The sequence below is a fragment of the Gordonia sp. J1A genome, from assembly GCF_055393515.1.
Genome location: NZ_AP041607.1, coordinates 2,638,407 through 2,656,131, shown reverse-complemented (window position 1 = coordinate 2,656,131; position 17,725 = coordinate 2,638,407). Strand labels below are relative to the sequence as shown.

At 67.8% G+C, this 17,725-nt stretch carries 19 protein-coding genes and 1 pseudogene; 8 read left to right on the top strand and 12 right to left on the bottom strand.

Translation table 11 applies throughout. The features are described 5' to 3' along the window. Window position 1: 1 nt before the first annotated feature. The 9 genes and pseudogenes from ACZ5QD_RS12365 to ACZ5QD_RS12325 form a co-directional block, all read right to left on the bottom strand. Window positions 2–760, bottom strand: a complete 759-nt coding sequence (locus tag ACZ5QD_RS12365; protein ID WP_006896051.1) for a nuclear transport factor 2 family protein — start codon at window positions 758–760, stop codon at window positions 2–4. 126 nt (window positions 761–886) lie between these two features. Continuing rightward, window positions 887–1,882, bottom strand: coding sequence for a hypothetical protein (locus ACZ5QD_RS12360; RefSeq protein WP_006896053.1), 996 nt, complete (start codon window positions 1,880–1,882; stop codon window positions 887–889). Then, window positions 1,875–2,474, bottom strand: coding sequence for a signal peptidase I (locus tag ACZ5QD_RS12355; RefSeq protein WP_464367269.1), 600 nt, complete (start codon window positions 2,472–2,474; stop codon window positions 1,875–1,877). The genes ACZ5QD_RS12360 and ACZ5QD_RS12355 overlap by 8 nt, the downstream gene beginning before the upstream one ends. Window positions 2,475–2,481: 7 nt before the next feature. Further along, a complete protein-coding gene (locus ACZ5QD_RS12350; RefSeq protein WP_464367289.1) occupies window positions 2,482–2,841 on the bottom strand; it encodes a hypothetical protein in 360 nt (119 codons plus the stop codon). Window positions 2,842–2,952: 111 nt separating this feature from the next. After that, a pseudogene (locus tag ACZ5QD_RS12345) lies at window positions 2,953–3,132 on the bottom strand (SipW-dependent-type signal peptide-containing protein); the annotation flags it as partial. A 29-nt stretch (window positions 3,133–3,161) separates the two neighbouring features. Beyond that, complete coding sequence (locus ACZ5QD_RS12340) at window positions 3,162–4,013, bottom strand: signal peptidase I (protein ID WP_222111479.1); 852 nt, start codon at window positions 4,011–4,013, stop codon at window positions 3,162–3,164. Next, the gene (locus ACZ5QD_RS12335; RefSeq protein ID WP_278125178.1) at window positions 4,010–4,546 is read right to left on the bottom strand and encodes a hypothetical protein; all 537 of its coding nucleotides are present in this window, start codon (window positions 4,544–4,546) and stop codon (window positions 4,010–4,012) included. Before ACZ5QD_RS12335 ends, ACZ5QD_RS12340 begins: the two co-directional genes overlap by 4 nt. A gap of 9 nt (window positions 4,547–4,555) precedes the next feature. Beyond that, window positions 4,556–5,056, bottom strand: coding sequence for an alternate-type signal peptide domain-containing protein (locus ACZ5QD_RS12330; protein ID WP_278125176.1), 501 nt, complete (start codon window positions 5,054–5,056; stop codon window positions 4,556–4,558). Between the two features lie 133 nt (window positions 5,057–5,189). Beyond that, window positions 5,190–5,906, bottom strand: coding sequence for a hypothetical protein (locus ACZ5QD_RS12325; protein ID WP_464366789.1), 717 nt, complete (start codon window positions 5,904–5,906; stop codon window positions 5,190–5,192). Between the two features lie 533 nt (window positions 5,907–6,439). On the opposite strand from ACZ5QD_RS12325, the gene dnaK reads away from it, so the two are divergent. From dnaK to ACZ5QD_RS12300, 5 genes are all read left to right on the top strand, one after another. After that, window positions 6,440–8,284 (top strand): molecular chaperone DnaK, encoded by a 1,845-nt coding sequence (gene dnaK, locus ACZ5QD_RS12320; protein ID WP_006896063.1) that lies wholly within the window; start codon window positions 6,440–6,442, stop codon window positions 8,282–8,284. Then, window positions 8,281–8,892, top strand: coding sequence for a nucleotide exchange factor GrpE (grpE, locus tag ACZ5QD_RS12315; protein WP_006896064.1), 612 nt, complete (start codon window positions 8,281–8,283; stop codon window positions 8,890–8,892). Before dnaK ends, grpE begins: the two co-directional genes overlap by 4 nt. Before the next feature lie 112 nt (window positions 8,893–9,004). Next, on the top strand, window positions 9,005–10,183 hold the full coding sequence (gene dnaJ / locus ACZ5QD_RS12310; protein WP_006896065.1) for a molecular chaperone DnaJ: 1,179 nt from the start codon (window positions 9,005–9,007) through the stop codon (window positions 10,181–10,183). 6 nt (window positions 10,184–10,189) lie between these two features. Further along, a complete protein-coding gene (locus ACZ5QD_RS12305; protein WP_278125170.1) occupies window positions 10,190–10,606 on the top strand; it encodes a heat shock protein transcriptional repressor HspR in 417 nt (138 codons plus the stop codon). A gap of 141 nt (window positions 10,607–10,747) precedes the next feature. Then, window positions 10,748–11,149, top strand: a complete 402-nt coding sequence (locus ACZ5QD_RS12300; protein WP_006896067.1) for a DoxX family protein — start codon at window positions 10,748–10,750, stop codon at window positions 11,147–11,149. A gap of 21 nt (window positions 11,150–11,170) precedes the next feature. Here the strand turns inward: ACZ5QD_RS12300 and ACZ5QD_RS12295 are convergent, their stop codons facing one another. Then, window positions 11,171–12,325, bottom strand: coding sequence for an FAD-binding oxidoreductase (locus tag ACZ5QD_RS12295; protein WP_045539868.1), 1,155 nt, complete (start codon window positions 12,323–12,325; stop codon window positions 11,171–11,173). Between the two features lie 143 nt (window positions 12,326–12,468). On the opposite strand from ACZ5QD_RS12295, the gene ACZ5QD_RS12290 reads away from it, so the two are divergent. Together ACZ5QD_RS12290 and ACZ5QD_RS12285 are read left to right on the top strand one after the other, a co-directional pair. Next, entirely contained in the window at window positions 12,469–13,584 is a 1,116-nt protein-coding gene (locus tag ACZ5QD_RS12290; RefSeq protein WP_052692455.1) for an amidohydrolase family protein, read from the top strand. 97 nt (window positions 13,585–13,681) lie between these two features. Then, complete coding sequence (locus tag ACZ5QD_RS12285; RefSeq protein ID WP_006896070.1) at window positions 13,682–14,551, top strand: SDR family oxidoreductase; 870 nt, start codon at window positions 13,682–13,684, stop codon at window positions 14,549–14,551. On the opposite strand, the gene ACZ5QD_RS12280 is transcribed toward ACZ5QD_RS12285, so the two are convergent. Continuing rightward, window positions 14,536–15,111 carry a TetR/AcrR family transcriptional regulator gene (locus ACZ5QD_RS12280; RefSeq protein ID WP_045539864.1) on the bottom strand — a complete coding sequence of 192 codons (576 nt, stop codon included), beginning with the start codon at window positions 15,109–15,111 and terminating at the stop codon, window positions 14,536–14,538. The genes ACZ5QD_RS12285 and ACZ5QD_RS12280 overlap by 16 nt on opposite strands. Window positions 15,112–15,201: 90 nt before the next feature. On the opposite strand from ACZ5QD_RS12280, the gene ACZ5QD_RS12275 reads away from it, so the two are divergent. After that, a complete protein-coding gene (locus ACZ5QD_RS12275; RefSeq protein ID WP_045539872.1) occupies window positions 15,202–16,041 on the top strand; it encodes a sulfurtransferase in 840 nt (279 codons plus the stop codon). Between the two features lie 5 nt (window positions 16,042–16,046). Here ACZ5QD_RS12275 and ACZ5QD_RS12270 read toward each other — a convergent pair whose 3' ends face one another. After that, entirely contained in the window at window positions 16,047–17,684 is a 1,638-nt protein-coding gene (locus ACZ5QD_RS12270; RefSeq protein ID WP_464366788.1) for a (2,3-dihydroxybenzoyl)adenylate synthase, read from the bottom strand. Window positions 17,685–17,725: the final 41 nt, after the last annotated feature.

Sequence of the window (17,725 nt, the reverse complement as noted above, 5' to 3'; positions counted from 1 at the left end):
TTCAGCTCGCCACGTACACCTTCATCGCGACGATCTGCCTGCGTTCGAAGGTGGCCATCGCCACCGCGTGTTCTTCGCCGCGCGTGAGGCTCACTGTCACGTATCGTCCGGCAGCCAGGCACTTGCCGGTCTGCCAGCCGTCCAGTTCGTCGCGCAGGTCTGCGACCGGCCCGACGCGCCCGGCACCGTACTCGACCCGTACGTCGGACCCGGACCGCTCTGCGCACGCCGCGTCTAGGAACGCGAGCGTCCGCCGCTTCTCCGCAGCACCCGCGCGAACGAACCCTCGGGCGAAGCCTGCGGCCCCGCCGAGTCTCTGATTCTGCAGCAGCGCCCCGGCCAGCCGCGTCGAGATCGGGAGTGCGTCGAGGCCCTCGGCGAGGAGTTGTCGCACCATGGTCGGCAGTTCCCAGTGAGCGAACAGGCCCGCGATCAGATCGGCCGACGCCATCTCGTACCGCAGGTGCACAGGCACCGTCAGCGTCACGGCGTCGCTCATGCGGATCTCCAGCGTGAGGTCGCGGATCACTGTGTCGCCACAGACGATGTCGTGCGCCGGATGGAAGACGATCGTGTTGGGGGCGATGAAGGTGTCGTAGAAGCGGGAGAGCTGCTCGTCTCCGCGGTGCGGGCTCGACCCCACGGGGTCGTTGACTATCGCGTCCGGCGCGAACAGCGACAACCACCGCTGTCTGTCGTGCGCGGCCACGGCTGCCGGCGACCCTTCGACGGTGGCCAGCATCTGCTCTCGCAGTCCCATCCCACTCCGTTCCTGAGTCGACCATCGCAATAGAACGCGTTCTAGTCTAACCGTCGGTCCGTCGTCCGGAAATGGGGAAGGCGCGTCCGGGTCGGGGTGCACCGGACGCGCCTTCGCATGGGTGGGTCAGGAGACTGCGCAGGTCTCCGTGTCGACCTTCTTCACCGTGGTCCCGTTGGTGATCGAGACGGTATTGGTGGCGGAGTTGACGCTCGCGACGTCGCCGTCCTCAAGCGGGGTCCGGCACTTCTCGACACCATCGGCATTGAGGATCAACTGACGATCGGTGCCCGCCACTTCGAGAGCGATCGTGAGCTTCGGCTTGGCCTCGGTACTCGGCTCGGTGGCTTCGGCACTGGTGTCGGGTGCCGACGACGGAGTGGTCGACTCGACAGACTCGGACTCTGACGGCTTCGTCGACTCTGATGGCTTCGTCGCCGACGTGGTGGGGTCGGCTTCTGATTCTGGCGCATTGCTGGTCGACGGGTCCGATGTCGTCGACGGTGCAAGTTTCTCCATCGCGCTTCGCATCCTCGACAGGGCGCCCGGTGCGTCGTTGACGATGTTTTGGGGTGCGGCGGGAGTCCAGTCGGACTGTTCCTGCCAACTCGAGATGTTGGATCGACCTCGGTCACCGCCTCCGTTGGAGGTGCAGTACGTGACGCCAGACCAGTTGGTGATGTCCCATTGGGCGTAACCACTCGACAGCTCGCCGTTCTGGCCGTATCGCGTACGGACGCGAACGGAATAGACCTTCTTCAGAACTGAGTACGGGAGGGAAATGCCATTGTAGTTCGCGTCCGGGGTCGCGCCTGACCAAGCCGGACTGCTTCCGCCCTCCCACCGTTCCACTTCGTACCAGTACCCGGGGCCGGCGCTGGTCCATTGGAGATCCGCTTTGGAGCCTAGTCCGCCACTGCACGACATGCCCTTCACCACGGGTACCGGTGTGAAGTTCTGACTAGCGATCTGGGACACATTGGCTGTCGCCGCATCAGTTCCGGCGGCCATGGTGTCGGTGGTCTGTACCAGTCCGACCGCGGCGACGGCCGCGCCGCCGATGGCGAGGAGCGCACGAGTGGACGGCAGCTTCTGGCGAATTGATTGACGGAGATTAGCCACAGTTGGCCTCCTGGAGCTTGGCCTCGCTGCTGTCGGCGGGCTCATCGAGTGTTTCGGTCTGGTGTGCGTCATTCGACGCGTCGCTGCTGGATCGGCGTAGGGGGCCGAAAGCGAGCATCAGCAAGGCCCCGGCGAGGACGCCGCCGAGGAAGATCGCCGTCTTGCTCGAAAACCAAGCGGCTACGTACCCGGCGAACGGCACGCTTGTGATCACTCGATCTGCGTGATCGACCAGGTACGGCGTGGGATCCGCAACTCGGTTCGCATCGCCCTTCATGATCAGCGCGACCTTGTCGCCACCGGCGGGGTCGACTGCAACGACGCGATGGGTGATTCGAGTTCCGGCCTCGTTGTCGACACTGACGACATCGCCGACACTGATCTGCGCAGCGGGAACGGTACGGGCCACTGCGAGAGAGCCGGTCGGGATCTGCGGCGACATCGACCCCGATCGGAACACCAGTGGCTTGATCCCGAACGTCATCGACACCACCGCGATCACGATGCAGACCAGGCCCGCGACGGCGCCGAGATTGAGGGCGAGCTCGCGGCGGCGGCGTCGCTGCGTAGTCCTTGCTTGCTGCTGACTCATTGCGAGATCACGCTTGGGTCGCTGCGAAGTTGAATTTGACTGACAGAGCTGACATCCGCGCACTATTCGGGGCGTTGGAGTCGAGAGTGATTTGGAAGCACAGATTGTCGGTCGTGTTCTTGTTCACTCGCTGGTTGGTCGTGATGATGTCGGTTGTGCCGAGCGTCAGCGCCTTGCCCGTCGCGATGGCGGTGCCGCCGCTGCAGACGGTTCCATTGCTGCTACCACCCCGGTAGACGTTCACCTTCAGATTCTGCGCGAACGTGCCGGCGTTCGCGTCGCCGTATGTCGCTGTGCCGCTGTCGGCGCTGACTGCCTTCATCGTGTAGTCGAAGTCGCTGCCGCCGATGTTGTTGACCGGGAGCATACCCGCGACTGTGGCTCCCTTAGCGAGGTTGAGCTTCGCCAATGACGCGAATTGGTGTGTTGGCCGGTCGCCGTGAAGATCCATTCGCACGTCGACGGCCGCCGTGCTGAACATTCCGGTAGTCGCGGTCGCGGTGTCCGACCACGCGGCCATCGTGCCGACGGCGCCGAGACCGAAGACCATTCCGAGTGAGGCGATCGCTCGGGCGCGCGTCCAACCGGTGTCGCCGAGGCGCCCGCGCAGTCGCGACCCCGACCGCTCGCGGTCGTGAGTTTCGTTGGATGAGGACATCTGTTTCTGCCTAATCATTCGGGAGGGAGTCACTTGATGAAAGGAATCGGTTGGGTGATCTCGGCACTGGGGATCACCGGCGCCGCCGACGGCGGGTTGGGGACCGCCGAGTAGGCGAGCGGCGGACGTCCGGACTGATCGGCGCCGCACGCATAGCAGCGGTTCTCAGATCCTGCGGGGTGCCGGCCGCCGACCTCGGCGTGCGCCGGAACCGCCTGCGTGGGAGCCGGCGGCATCGGCGGATCGGGCGGAGCGGCGCCGGGTTCGGGGTTCTCGGGAGGCTTCGGCTTCTTGCGGTCGCGGATGCTGCTGATCCACATCCACAACGCGTACGCACCGAGACCGCCGGCGATCACGAACACCGCGATGCTCCGCGACGAGCCGGAGATCAGGGAGTTGATCCGGCCGAGGTAGGGAACCGAGTACAGCAGTCTGCCTCGGACCTGCTCTTCGACGAGTTGAACCGGGTCCGTCGCATTGTTGGCATCGCCCTTGGTGATGAACCGGCGCTTACCGCTCGCGTCGTAGACGATGCTGATGATCCGATGCGTCGTGACCGACGGATTGCCCGACTCCGGCTGGAACGTGATGACGTCGCCGGCCTTCAATTGATCGCCCGGCGTCGGCTTCACCACGATCAGCGTTCCCGGCGGGTACGTCGGCTGCATCGACCCGGTGAGCACCGTGTACGCGGTGGAACCGGTCAGCCGCGGAACCACCACGAGCACAGCGAGCACGCCGACCGCGACGAGCAGCAGCGTCCACGAGGCGATCGTCTTCACCCACCAGATGGGTGGAGTCGCGTCGGAGTTCTCCGCGTCGCTTGCGGAGGGAAGCGCCTCCGTCTCGCTGGTGTGATGGGTTCCGCGACTGAACATCATGAGTTGCTGACCGACTGGGCGCCGAAGGTGAACGTCGCGTTGGCCGACTGCGACGTCGATGCGTTGGTCGCGATGGTGGTACGCAGGCACAGCACTTCGGTAGTACCCGCCGCGACGTTGCGGGCTGCGGTGGCAGCGGTGTTCATCGCACCCGAGTAGATCTCGTCACCGACATCGCCGGTGGGGGTGCACGCGGCCTCGCTGCCGACTACCGCGACACGCAGCTGCAGCGGGGTGGTGCCGGTGACGGCCACCGAGTTCAGCTTGTACTGCATCGTCACATTGCCGGAATTGATGACCGGTAGCGGCTTCTGGACGCTGTCGCCGGGGTTCGCGTCAGTCAGCGTCAGTCCGTCGAGCGTGAACTGTTTGACGCCGCCCTGGTTCACCGAGATGTCGAGCTTGCCCGCGGTGACGGTGGTGGATGAGCCTGTGGTTTCCGAACGCCAGAGGGCGCCGGTCTGCTGGAGGGATACGAATCCCACCAGCAGAACCGCCGCCGCTGCGAGCGCCCATTTGATCTGGGGCTTCACGTGTTCTTCTTAGCTGCTGAGCTTCTGCGTCAGCGTGACAGCTGCGCCGTTGAGGCTGCCGGGCTTATCCATGCTGGTGTTGTCGGTCACCTTGGCGGGGTCGAACAGAACCGTCGTGGTGATGGTCCGGGTGCCGGAAGATTCGATGGTCTCGTTCCCGGTTGCGCCAGCGGTAGTTGCGGTCAGGTAGGGCGCGAGCAAGCCACTGACCCCGCCGACTGTCGGAACAAGCTCGGCTTTGAGATTGGTTCCCTTGAGAGTGATGTTGTACTCGGCGACGTACTTCACCGAGTCTCCGGGGACGAGGAAGTCCGTTGCCGGGTTGAAAGCAGTGCCATCGGCCCAGGTCCACGAGCCGGTACCCGTTTGAGTGACGTTCAAGCTACCGGCGGTGACAGCAGTGGTGTTGCCGCCGACTTGGCTGTTCCACGCGGCCATGGTGCCTGCGCCACCGGCGAGGATGAGCGCGCCAGCGGCAGCGGCGATCGCGCCCTTGGTTGCCTTGTTCATGTGTTCCCGTTTCTTCTCAGGGACTGTTCCGGAGGTTTCCGGACAGTGGGAGGGAAGGGTGCGCGAGGTGACCCCGCGCGGTCTCGGCCGGGGATGGCCGAAGTCGTAAGTGACGGACAGACTTCCGTCGGAATCAGCGGTCGTTCGCCACTACGGCGGGTGCCGACGCGAACTGGCTCTTCGAGGCGTTGCCGAGGCTGCCCGACGCCGAACCGGAGCCGAAGAGGTCGCCGAGGGAGCCGCCGCTCAGCGACCCGCCGAGCGAGCCGCTGTCGCCGTCACCGGTTCCCGGATCGGTACCGGGCGCGACCTCGTTGAGGAAGAATCCCCACCCGGGATCAATTGAGAACGACTGGGCGGTTTCGCCTGCAGGCAGCCCGATGTAGAGGTTGACGGCCACGGGCTTGTCCTTGACCAGACGTCCCGACTCGGCGAGGAGCTTCGCGTCATCGGGGGAAGTCGATACCCCGGTGATGGTCGCGGGAGTACCGGTCTTGCCGTCGATGTCGGCGCGCAGTTGGGCGGTTCCGTCGCCGCCCACTGTCCAGAACCCCGTGAACACCTGGAACTTGGCCGGCGTATCGCAGGTGTTCTTCACCTGGAACGAGGTGTGCTTGGCGAACTCGCCGGGTATCGGGTGAATGCTGGTGTCGTACGTCAGCGCCGCCTGCGCGATCCAGGTGGTGCCGGCGTCCTGCGAGAACGCCATGCAGCTGTCATCGACGTCGTCGCCGACCGCAGCATGAGCGCTGCCGGCGCCGATGGCAGCGAGCGACACTGCCGCTGCTCCGGCGGCAGTGACGACGACTGCGCGTCGAGCGGTTGAGGTCAATCGTGCGATGGGTGCCATGCCGAGAATGATGGGACGCCGCAGCGCCCCACGGTGCCACTAACTCTGGGGACACAGTGCGAGGGAGCACTTCTGTGCCGGAAATGCGGCGTCGCGGGCGAATGTGTAACGAGGGATGTTTCCGCAGGTCGACGGGATCGAGGGGCCTCTGCTCAGGTCGTTCTCAGGTATCCGGTGACGCGCGTCACCATTTGTTCGTATGAATGGAACAGGTCATGGTTTTGACGCTCGATACGTGCCCGGCTGGTCTGCCGATGGCGCAGATGCTGACTTCACGTCCGACCGTCTCCCTGCGGTGACGGACATCACCCAGGATTGAGTCAACTTCGCTCAACTCTCCGGAATGAATCGTCCCTGCGTACAGTTGAACCCATCGAGAAACTTGAGTGAAAGCGGCTCAACAAGGTTGACGGGGTGAACATCCTCGATTAAACCTGAGTCGAAGGCGCTGAGGTTTCACAGACCAACAAGGCCCTCCCGGCCCAAAGAACTACCCGGCCCCCACCAGCAAGCCGGAACTAGGAGGAACACACATGTCACGTGCTGTCGGAATCGACCTCGGCACCACCAACTCCGTGGTGTCGGTTCTCGAAGGCGGCGAGCCCGCCGTCATCGCCAACGCTGAGGGGTCGCGGACCACTCCGTCGATCGTCGCGTTCGCGCGCAACGGCGAAGTCCTCGTCGGACAGCCGGCCAAGAACCAGGCCGTCACCAACGTCGACCGCACCATCCGCTCGGTGAAGCGCCACATGGGCGACACCGATTGGACCGTCGAGATCGACGGCAAGAAGTACACCCCGCAGGAGATCAGCGCCCGCACGCTGATGAAGCTGAAGCGCGACGCCGAGGCCTACCTGGGTGAGGACGTCACCGACGCGGTCATCACCGTGCCGGCGTACTTCAACGACTCGCAGCGTCAGGCCACCAAGGAGGCCGGCCAGATCGCGGGCCTCAACGTCCTGCGCATCGTCAACGAGCCCACCGCGGCCGCTCTGGCCTACGGTCTCGACAAGGGCGAGAAGGAACAGACCATCCTGGTCTTCGACCTCGGTGGCGGCACCTTCGACGTCTCGCTGCTCGAGATCGGCGACGGAGTCGTCGAGGTCCGTGCCACGTCGGGCGATAACAACCTCGGTGGTGACGACTGGGACGAGCGCATCGTCGAATGGCTCGTCGACAAGTTCAAGGCCAGCTCGGGTATCGACCTGACCAAGGACAAGATGGCCATGCAGCGTCTGCGCGAGGCCGCTGAGAAGGCGAAGATCGAACTCTCGTCCTCGCAGAGTACCTCGATCAACCTGCCGTACATCACCGTCGACGCCGACAAGAACCCGCTCTTCCTCGACGAGCAGCTCTCGCGCGCTGAGTTCCAGCGCATCACGAGCGACCTGCTCGAGCGCACCCGCACTCCGTTCCAGGCCGTCATCAAGGACGCGGGCATCGCGGTCAGCGACATCGACCACGTGGTGCTCGTCGGCGGTTCCACCCGCATGCCTGCCGTGACCGACCTGGTCAAGGAGCTCACCGGTGGTCAGGAGCCCAACAAGGGCGTCAACCCGGACGAGGTCGTCGCCGTCGGCGCCGCCCTGCAGGCCGGCGTCCTGCGCGGCGAGGTCAAGGACGTGCTGCTGCTCGACGTGACCCCGCTGTCCCTCGGCATCGAGACCAAGGGCGGCGTGATGCACAAGCTGATCGAGCGCAACACCACCATTCCGACCAAGCGGTCGGAGACCTACACCACCGCTGAAGACAACCAGCCGTCGGTGCAGATCCAGGTGTACCAGGGTGAGCGCGAGATCGCCTCGCACAACAAGCTGCTCGGATCGTTCGAGCTCGGCGGCATCGCGCCTGCACCGCAGGGCGTTCCGCAGATCGAGGTCACCTTCGACATCGACGCGAACGGCATTGTTCACGTCACCGCGAAGGACAAGGGCACCGGCAAGGAGAACAGCATCCGCATCCAGGACGGCTCGGGTCTGTCGAAGGACGAGATCGACCGGATGATCAAGGACGCCGAGGCTCACGCCGAAGAGGACCGCGTCCGCCGCGAGGAGGCCGAGACCCGCAACCAGGCGGAGTCGCTGGTCAACCAGACCGAGAAGTTCCTGAAGGAGAACGAGGACAAGGTCCCCGCCGACGTCAAGGACAAGGTCAACGCGGCCATCACCGGAGCCAACGAGGCGCTGAAGGGCACCGACACCGGCGCCATCCGCAGCGCGATCGAGAAGCTGTCGGAGGAGTCGCAGGCCATGGGCCAGGCGATCTACGCGGCGGCTCAGGCCGAGGGCGAGGCCGGTGCGGCCACCGGTGACGCCGGAGCCGACGACGTCGTTGACGCCGAGGTCGTGGACGATCCCGCCGAAGGTGAGAACAAGTGACAGCCGGTAACAACGCCGGGGAGAACACCGCCGAAGAGCCGGTGACGGTGACCGACAACCGTCGCGTCGACCCGGAGACGGGTGAGGTGCGCGACGGCGCGGGAACCCAGCAGGCTGAAGCCGCCGCGGACGACGCGGCGGCCCAGCCGGCCGGCGACCAGGCCACCCCGGCCGATGCGCAGGTGGCGGAGCTGACCGAGGCCCTGCAGCGGGAGCGCGCGCAGTTCGCGAACTTCCGTCGCCGCAGTGCCGAGGAGCAGCTGCAGGCCGTCGACCGCGGTAAGCAGATTCTCGTGGAGAAGCTGCTGCCCATCCTCGACGACCTCGACCGCGCCCGGGACCACGGAGACCTCGACGAGGGCCCGCTGCGGGCGTTCGCCGACAAGCTGGTCGACGTTCTCTCGGGTGAGAAGCTGGCGAAGTTCGCGGAGCCGGGCGAGGAATTCGACCCGGAACTCCACGAAGCCATTCAGAATGATGGCAGCGGGGACACCCCTGTCATCGGCAACGTCTTCCGGACGGGCTACCGCCTGGGAGACAAGGTGATCCGTCACGCCATGGTGACGGTCACCGACCCGGCGCCGAGCGACGCTGCGCCGGAGCAGTGATGCGAGCGCGGGGTCGCCGTTGCACGGCGGCCCCGCGGCCCCACTGCCACCGTGTGTCCGAACAGGAGCGACACATGACAACCACAGACTTTTTTCAAGGAGGTGACGCCTGATGGCTCCCCAGCGTGAATGGCTGGAACGCGATTTCTACGCAGACCTCGGCGTTTCTTCCGACGCCAGTGCCGACCAGATCAAGAAGGCTTACCGGAAGCTCGCCCGTGAGTTGCACCCGGACGCCAACCCGGGCGACACGGCGGCCGAAGAACGCTTCAAGAGAGTGTCGGAGGCGCACAGCGTGCTCTCCGACGAGACCAAGCGCCGCGAATACGACGAGGCCCGGACCCTGATGGCCAGCGGCCGGTTCCGCGGCGGCAACGGTTTCGGCGGCGGAACGCCGGGCGGTGCCGGCGGATTCGACTTCGGTGACCTGTTCGGCGCGGCCGGCGGTGCGGGCGGGGGCGGTGGCCTCGGCGACATGCTCGGCGACCTGCTGGGCGGACGCGGCGGCGGCTTCGGCGGGTCGGCCGGCGGACCCCGCCAGCGACGCGGCAACGATCTCGAGACCGAGACCACCCTTGCATTCCGCGACGCGGTGCAGGGAACCACGGTGACGCTGCGCGTCACCAGCCCGTCGCCGTGCACCAAGTGCCACGGCAGCGGCGCACGGCCGGGCAGCAGCCCGCGCACGTGCCCCACCTGCAACGGCACTGCCTTCGTCACCCGCAACCAGGGGCACTTCGGATTCTCCGAACCCTGCCCCGACTGCCAGGGCACCGGCACCAAGATCGACGATCCGTGCCCGGACTGCCAGGGCACCGGCATCACCGTGCGCCCGCGGACCATCAACGTCCGCGTCCCGCAGGGCGTCGAGGACGGTCAGCGGATCCGGCTCGCCGGGCAGGGCGAGGCCGGGATGCGCGGCGCGCCGTCCGGCGACCTGTACGTGACCGTGCACGTGATGGCCGACAAGGTGTTCACCCGCAGCGGCAACGACCTCAAGGTCTCACTGCCGGTGTCCATCTCGGAACTGATTCTCGGAGCGACCATCTCGGTTCCGACGCTCGACGGTTCGGTCGGCGTCAAGATCCCGGCGGGCACCTCCGACGGACGGACCCTGCGGCTGAAGGGCCGCGGTGTGCCGAAGCGATCCGGCGGATCCGGTGATCTGCTGGTGACGGTGAAGGTCGCGGTGCCGACCAAGCTCGACGACGCGGCGACCGAAGCGATGAAGAAGTATGCGGAGGCCGAACGGGCCAGTGGATTCGACCCCCGCGCAGGATGGGGGCGGTGATGACCCATGGCAGTCGACGATCGAGGAGACCAGTCGCGCAATGACGACGTCGGCGACGCCGCCACGTTCATGATCTCGGTGGCGGCGGAGCTGGCCGGCATGCACGCCCAGACCCTCCGGACCTACGATCGGCTGGGTCTGGTGACCCCGCAGCGCACGCGCGGCGGCGGGCGTCGCTACTCCAACCGCGACGTCGAGATGCTTCGCGAGATCCAGCGGTTGTCGCAGGACGAGGGCGTGAACCTCGCGGGGATCAAACGGATCATCGAACTCAGCGACGAGGTGGAGGCCCTGCGCCGACGGGTCAGTGACCTGACTCGGCAGATGGAGTCGGCGTCGCGGGCACGTCACGGAGAACTGGTTCCGGTGCCCCGCACCAACGCCCTCGTGGTGTGGCAGCCGCGGGGAAAACGGAGCCGCTGACGCGGTAGCACCACGACGCGATAGAACCACAACGCGATAGAGCCACAAGGCCGCCGACTGCCGTCGGCGGCCTTGCCATATCGGTTCCACTATCCTCGGCGGCGTGTGCCCCGAGCACCCACCGTCTATCCAGAGGTCCCCATGAATCTGATCCACGCCGCAGGCCGCGCCCTCACCGGCATCCCGTACATGATCCTGGGCTACGACGCCGCCACGGCGCCGGGTGCCCGCGTCGAAGCGGCGTCGCCGCTGCTCGACAAGATCCGGACCGTGATCCCGCTGCCGACCGACAACGAGACGATCGTCCGGGCCAACGGTGCCGCCCAGGTGCTGGGCGGCGCGATGATCGCCACCGGTCTCGGTGCACGGCCCGGTGCGGTCCTGCTGGCGGCGTCGCTGGTTCCGACCACCTTCGCCGGGCACGCCTTCTGGGAGATCGACGATCCGATGCAGCACAAGATGCAGCAGATCCAGTTCCTGAAGAACGTGTCGATGCTCGGCGGTGCGTTGGCAGTGCTGGTCGCGTCCCGGCATCAGTCGTAGGCAGTGCCCGGTCCCGGGCGGTCAGTTCAGCGGGTCGTGCTGGATCGCGTCGGGATCCACGCCGGCGGCCCGTAGTCGCAGCGCGGTGTGGAAGACCATCGGGGCCGGGCCGGACAGCAGCACCTGGCGGCCCCGCCAGTCGGCGTACGTCGCGGCCACCTCGCCGACGCGGCCGTAGCGCACTTCGAGCCCCCAGCCGCGCGGATCGGTGCCGCCGGTGAGCCACCACGGGTCCTCGGTGTTCTCCGTGACGGCGGTGACGCGCAGCCACGGATTCGCGCCGGCCAGCTGTGCGAGCACGCCGAGCTCGTACAGTTCGCCGGGATTCTGTGTTCCGTAGAAGAGGTGGACCGGAGCCGGCTCGCCGAAGCGGGCGTGGTCGATCAGCAGCGCGCGCAGGGGAGCGAGCCCGGTACCGCCGGCGATCAGCAGCGCCGGTCGCGCCGGATCGATGTGCATGGTGCCGTGGCGCTGTGCGAAGGTCCACACGTCTCCGACCGCGGTGTCTCGCACGATGGAGCCGCTGACCCGGCCGCCCGGCACGGCTCGGACGTGGAACTCCAACTCGCCCTGCGGGTTCGAGGGAATGGCCGGGGAGAAGTTGCGCCAGGTCCGGGGCCACTGCGGGATCTGCGTCTCGAGGTACTGGCCGGCGGCGTACGGCGGATGCGGTCCATCGGCGATCAGCCGGATCACGGCCCGCTCGCGCGTGATCCGGAACTTCTGCACCACGCGGGCGTGCCAGCGCGGGGGACCCTCGGCGCTTTCCGCGGCGCCGCGCATCACACCGGTGGTCAGGAGCATCGCCTGCCCGACGGTCTCCTCCACCTCCGGCGTCCAGCGGTTGCCGAAGGCGAACTGGAACTCCGACATCAGGGCGTCGTAGATCAGCCAGTAGTGCTCGCTGACGACGCCGAACTTGCGGTGGTCGCGGCCCAGCTGCGCGAGGAACTCAACCAGCTCGCCGTGGCCGTCCGGTGCCCCGATCGCGTCGAGCACGTGGTCGATCACATCCACGAATGAGGCTCGGAGAGTGCCCATCTCGGCCGGAAACAACTCTCGGAGGCTGGGCCGCATCGCGAACAGCCGGGCGAAGACGCTGCTCGCGAAACGGTCGGGATCGCTCGCCAGGAGTGCCCGGGTCTGCGCCAGGATCGGCTGCTCGGGCTGAGTCACGCTTCCTGCTCGCTTTCCGCGTCGTCGCTGGTGTTCACGGGCCGCCCGGTGCCGGGCGTGGTCCACTGTAGTCGGCGTGACCGACTGGCCCCGATATTGTTCGGCGTGCCGCTTGTGGGTTGTGGCACGCTAGCGGTGTGACGATGCTCGGTGGACTGCTCCCTGGAATCGTCGACGCGCACGTCCACTACTTCAACCCCACCCGGTCGTCATGGGCGCTCGCCCGCTTCGCGCGGCTGTCGGCGCCCCGGCTGCGACGGTTCGTGCCCACGCCGGCCCTCTCGCTCGCCGCCCGCGTGGGCACCAGCGCCGACCGCCTGTACGGTCTCGATTCGAGCATCCTGACCTCAGCCTACGAACCGGCGCAGTATTCCAGCGACGCCGTCGCACTGCTCTCCATCGCGGGCGTCGGTGTGGAGAGCGTGGTTCAAGTGGAGTCGCACTGGCGGCCGGCGAGGGACCCCGAGTCGCTGATGAACTCGTCGTTCGACGAGCTGAAGTACCTCACGGCGCTTCCGCACGGTCAGAAGGGTCCGGCGCTCGGCGCCACGGTCACGGCAGCCGACCCGCGACATCCCCTGTTCGGCGCCGCCCTCGACCGTCAGCTCGCGTACTCCGACCGCGTTCGCGCCATCCGGTTCAAGTGGGCGCGGCACGCCGATCCCGAACTGCCGGACTGGTGCGACGAACCGGATGTGGTCGCTTCGACGAGCTTCCTCAAGGGCTTCGAGGAGCTCGCCGAACGTGATCTGGCGTTCGTCTCGGTGGCCTACTCCCATCAGCTCGGGCAGCTGGACATGCTCGCCCGGCGGTTCCCCGACACCACGATCATCGTCGAGCACATGGGGATGCCCGCGGGTGCGTTCGGACCGGTCGGCGCGCAGACCGGCATGACGGCTGCCGCGCGTGCCGAGATCCTGAGTCTGTGGCGCGAACGCACCGCCATGATCGCGAATCGGCCGAACGTGGTGGTCAAGGTCTCGGGACTGGGCCTCGCGCTCCTCGGCTACGGCCGGGAGACGTCGGGCACCATCGCCAGCCGAGCGGTACTGGCCGACATGGCCGGGCCGCTGGTACTGCATCTGGTCGACCGGTTCGGTCCCGACCGCGTGATCTTCGGCTCCGACTCCCCGGTCGACCGCCCCAACTCGCCGATCGGCATGACGGTCGGCGCACTGCTCGACGTCCTCGGCGACCGCGGCGACCACCTGTTGACGCAGCTCTTCGCGGGGAACGCCAAGCGCATCTACCGATTCTGAGACGTCAGCCGGCGCGTCGACGAGGTGCCGAAGGGTGTGCCGCCGGATAGAACGTGTTCTAGAGTCGGGGGCGAGATCGCACCTGAGAGAGGTATTCGTGGGCAAGTATGTGGTGACCGGCGCGGCGTCGGGAATGGGACACGAAGTGGCGCGACGCCTGCGGGCGGACGGGCACGAGGTGATCGGCGTCGACCTCGCGGACGCCGACGTGGAGGCGGACCTCTCGACGAGCGCAGGCCGGGCACATGCGGTTCGCGCGATCATGACCCGGGCCGGCGGCAGGCTCGACGGCGCCGTGTTCGCCGCCGGGGTGGGCGCGCTGCGCGGCAAGGAACGGCTGACCGTCGAGGTCAACGTGCTCGGCGTCACCGAACTCCTGATGGGTCTGCAACCCGAACTGGCCGCGGCCGACAAAGCCAAGGTGGTGGTGTTCGGGTCCAATTCGACGACGTCGACGCCGTTTGTGCCGCGCCGGGCCGTCAGACTGCTGGAGGCAGGCGAGACCGAGAGAGCCGTGCGCATCGTGCGCCGGATGGGGCCGCTGTCGGGACCCGCGGCGTACGCGGCGTCGAAGATCGCGGTGAGCCGCTGGTGCCGGCGGCACGCGGTGTCCGATCAGTGGGCCGCCGCGGGTATCCGCATCAACGTCATCGCTCCGGGGCCGGTGCTCACGCCTCTGCTGCGCAAACAGCTCGCCAGTTCGACGGCCGCTCAGGTGCGCTCGTACCCGGTGCCGGTGCGTGAGTACGGCACGCCCGAGCAGATCGCCGACTGGGTGATGATCATGCTCTCGCCCGCGGCCGACTTCATGACCGGTTCGGTGGTCACCGTCGACGGCGGCACCGAGGCGCTGCTGCGGACCGACGACTGGCCCGCCCGTCTGCCGCTGCGGCGCGTCCCGCGGATGCTGTCGGCGTTGCGCAACGCACCGAGGAAGGGGCGGGTCGCGGACTACTCCGACGTCTGATCGGCCTTGCGCGGAAGACTGAGAGTGCGGTCGACGATGCGGCGCATCGCCCATTCGAACTCTTCGGGGCCGGCATCCGAGCACTGGTAGCCCACCAGGACCATCAGCGAATGCGCGGCGATCTGCTCGGGCTCGTCGGGGTCGGCGATCAGGTCGCCGACGAACTCGGCGACGGCCTCGCGCCGGGTCCGGTCCACCTCTCGCACCGCGGCGGCGACGTCGGGGTCTTTCGACGACCAGACGCGCAGCGCCCGTTCGGTGTGGTGCGGCAGATTCCGCGACGCCTCGACCACTGCGAGTATCCGGTCCACCGGGCTGCCGATGGTGCGCAGCTGTGCCACCACGTTGGCCGTCGCTTCGGTCTTCCAGTGCTCGATGAGCGCGGTCTCGAAGTCCCTCCAGCTCTTGAACGAGTGGTAGAAGCCACCGGTGGTGAGACCGGTCTCCGCGCACACCGTCGACTGTTTGAAGCCGCCGTAGCCGTCGCGGGCGAGGACGCGCAGGCCGGCGTCGAGGAACCGGGAACGGAGCGGGTCGAGCGCGGACGGTGATTCGGACATGGCCCGATTGTCGCACGTCGCCGGTGCCCTACAGTCGTGGTGACCTCGGCCGTACGACGGCCGCACCCGCAGGCGAAGGGAACCGCAGCGATGATCTCCGACCACCGAGGCCAGGTATTCACCACAGTCGAGGACCTGGTGGAGGCGATGCTGTCGTCACGGCCGCCGGTGGTGCTCGACGTGCGCTGGCAACTCGGCGACGACGCCGGCCACGACCACTACCGGGCCGGGCACGTGCCGGGCGCGGTGTACGTCGACCTCGACACCGAACTGGCGGCACCGCCCTCGCCTGCCGCGGGCCGACACCCGCTGCCCGACCTCGCCGACCTGCAGGCCGCGGCCCGTCGGTGGGGCATCGACGTCGGGTCCCGGGTGGTGGTGTACGACGACTGGGAGGGCAAGGCGGCGGCGCGCGCCTGGTGGCTGCTGCGCTGGGCCGGGCTGGCCGACGTCACCGTTCTGGACGGCGGTCTGGCGGCATGGAAGTCCGCGGGCATGCGCGTCTCCACCGGAGATGCGACTCCGCGCGTCGGCAATGTGGTGCTGTCGGGCGGGCATCTGCCGGTCGTGACGATCGACGAGGTCGCGGCGCGCGACGGTTCGGCCGTCCTGCTCGACGCCCGTGCGCCCGAGCGTTACCGCGGCGACGTCGAGCCGGTGGACCCGAGGCCCGGGCGCATCCCCGGTGCGGTGAACGCCCCGGCGGGCGCCAACGTGACCGCCGACGGCAGATTCAAGCCGTACGGCGAACTCGCCGACCACTTCCGGGCACTCGGCGCCGACCGGGACGCCGTCGTCTACTGCGGCTCGGGCGTCACCGCCGCGCACACGATCGCCGCCCTCGCATCGATCGGGGTGTCCGCGGCGCTGTATCCGGGGTCGTACTCGCAGTGGTCGGCCGATCCGGACCGCCCGGTGGAACGCGGCTGAGCGCGCTATCGCGCCTGGCTCGCACCCGCCAGGCGCGAACGCAGTGCACTCTTGTCGATCTTGCCCACCGAGGTCACCGGTAGGGCGTCGACGGTGTGCAGACGGTCGGGCAGCTTGAACGACGCGAGGCCGCGCTCGGAGAGGAAGGCGCGGACGTCGGGCAGCGAGGGTGCGGTGCCGTCGCGCCCGGGCACCACCACCGCGCAGATGAGTTCACCCAGCGCGTCGTCGGGCAGGCCGACGACGGCGGTGTGCGCGATCCGCGGATGCGCCAGCAGGTGCTCTTCCACATCGTCGGCGGCCACGTTCTCGCCGGCTCGGACGATGGTGTCCTTGATGCGACCGGTGACGGCGAGGTGCCCGGACGGAAGCCGGCGCACCAGATCTCCCGATGAGTAGAAGCCGTCGTCGGTGAACGACCGCAGGTTGTGTTCGGGCGCCCGGTAGTAGCCACGGATCGTGTACGGTCCGCGGACCTGCAGTTCGCCCTCCTCGCCGTCGGGCACCGGCCGGCCGGCGTCGTCGACTATCCGGACCTCGTCGAGCGGACTCATCGGCAGCCCCTGGCTCACGTGCACCAGATCGCGTGGATCGTCGGCCCTCGTGTAGCAGATCAGACCCTCGGCCATGCCGAAGACCTGCTGCACCACCGGGCCCATCGCGGCGTCGATCGCGGCGGCGTCGGGTGCGGCGAGTTTGGAGCCGCCCACCTGCAGCAGTCGCAGCGAGGAGATGTCGGCGGGCTCCCATTCGGTTGCCGCGCACCACAACTGGGCTAAAGCGGGGACCAGCGCGGTAACCGTGACCCGGTATCGCTCCACCACGCCGAACGCCGAGTCGGGGCTGGGATCCTGGGTGAAGACGGTGCGGCCGCCCGCTGCGATCATCCCGAGCAGTCCGGGGCAGCAGAGGGGGAAGTTGTGCGCTGCCGGGAGCGCCGCGAGATACACGTCGTCGGCCGTCAGTTCGGCGACGGTGGCCGAGGTGGCCGCGTTGAAGGCGTAGTCGTTGTGCGTGCGCGCGATCAGCTTCGGCAGTCCGGTGGTGCCGCCGGAGACCAGGAAGAGCGCGGGCAGATCGGGATCGACGGTGACCGGCGGTCGGGCGTCGGCATCGGGCAGCGGGGAGAACACGCCGGGATCGCCGTTGACGAAGACGTGCTCGACGGACGGGACGCGGTCGCGCAGATCGGCGGCGAGCCCGCGGTAGTCGTAGCCGCCGCGAACGTCGTCGCACAGATACGCGCGCGCCCCGGAGCCGGCGGCGAGATGAGCGATCTCGGTGATCCGGTGGGCCGGCAGCGCCATGACGGGCACGATGCCCGCGCGCAGGAGGCCGAACGCAGTGGCGGCGAACTCGACGGAATTGTGCAGCTGCAGGACGACGCGCTCTCCGGGCTTCAGACCCGCGCCGATGAATCCGGCCGCACGGCGGTCGGCGGTGGCGAGCAGTTCGCGGTAGGTCAGGGTGAATCCGGTGGCCGCGTCGGTGACCGCGGGGCGGTCGGGATCGGTGGCGGCGCGGTCGGCGAGGGGTGCCCACAGGGGGAGATCGTCGAAGACGCCCGCGGCGCGGTAGAGGTCGGCGCGATCGGGCCGATGGGGTGCGAACCCGGTTTCGAGAGTGTCCGCTGAAGATGGCATGCTCGGTCCTAGCTCTAGTTGACGAGGGCAGCCTAACCTAC

Coding starts and splice junctions, on each gene's coding strand:
- ACZ5QD_RS12365 (WP_006896051.1), bottom strand. CDS start 760: ATGGGACTGCGAGAGCAGATGCTGGCCACCGTCGAAGGGTCGCCGGCA.
- ACZ5QD_RS12355 (WP_464367269.1), bottom strand. CDS start 2,474: ATGAGTCAGCAGCAAGCAAGGACTACGCAGCGACGCCGCCGCCGCGAG.
- ACZ5QD_RS12350 (WP_464367289.1), bottom strand. CDS start 2,841: ATGCTCCCGGTCAACAACATCGGCGGCAGCGACTTCGACTACACGATG.
- ACZ5QD_RS12340 (WP_222111479.1), bottom strand. CDS start 4,013: ATGATGTTCAGTCGCGGAACCCATCACACCAGCGAGACGGAGGCGCTT.
- ACZ5QD_RS12330 (WP_278125176.1), bottom strand. CDS start 5,056: ATGAACAAGGCAACCAAGGGCGCGATCGCCGCTGCCGCTGGCGCGCTC.
- ACZ5QD_RS12325 (WP_464366789.1), bottom strand. CDS start 5,906: ATGGCACCCATCGCACGATTGACCTCAACCGCTCGACGCGCAGTCGTC.
- dnaK (WP_006896063.1), top strand. CDS start 6,440: ATGTCACGTGCTGTCGGAATCGACCTCGGCACCACCAACTCCGTGGTG.
- dnaJ (WP_006896065.1), top strand. CDS start 9,005: ATGGCTCCCCAGCGTGAATGGCTGGAACGCGATTTCTACGCAGACCTC.
- ACZ5QD_RS12305 (WP_278125170.1), top strand. CDS start 10,190: ATGGCAGTCGACGATCGAGGAGACCAGTCGCGCAATGACGACGTCGGC.
- ACZ5QD_RS12300 (WP_006896067.1), top strand. CDS start 10,748: ATGAATCTGATCCACGCCGCAGGCCGCGCCCTCACCGGCATCCCGTAC.
- ACZ5QD_RS12290 (WP_052692455.1), top strand. CDS start 12,469: ATGCTCGGTGGACTGCTCCCTGGAATCGTCGACGCGCACGTCCACTAC.
- ACZ5QD_RS12280 (WP_045539864.1), bottom strand. CDS start 15,111: ATGTCCGAATCACCGTCCGCGCTCGACCCGCTCCGTTCCCGGTTCCTC.
- ACZ5QD_RS12275 (WP_045539872.1), top strand. CDS start 15,202: ATGATCTCCGACCACCGAGGCCAGGTATTCACCACAGTCGAGGACCTG.
- ACZ5QD_RS12270 (WP_464366788.1), bottom strand. CDS start 17,684: ATGCCATCTTCAGCGGACACTCTCGAAACCGGGTTCGCACCCCATCGG.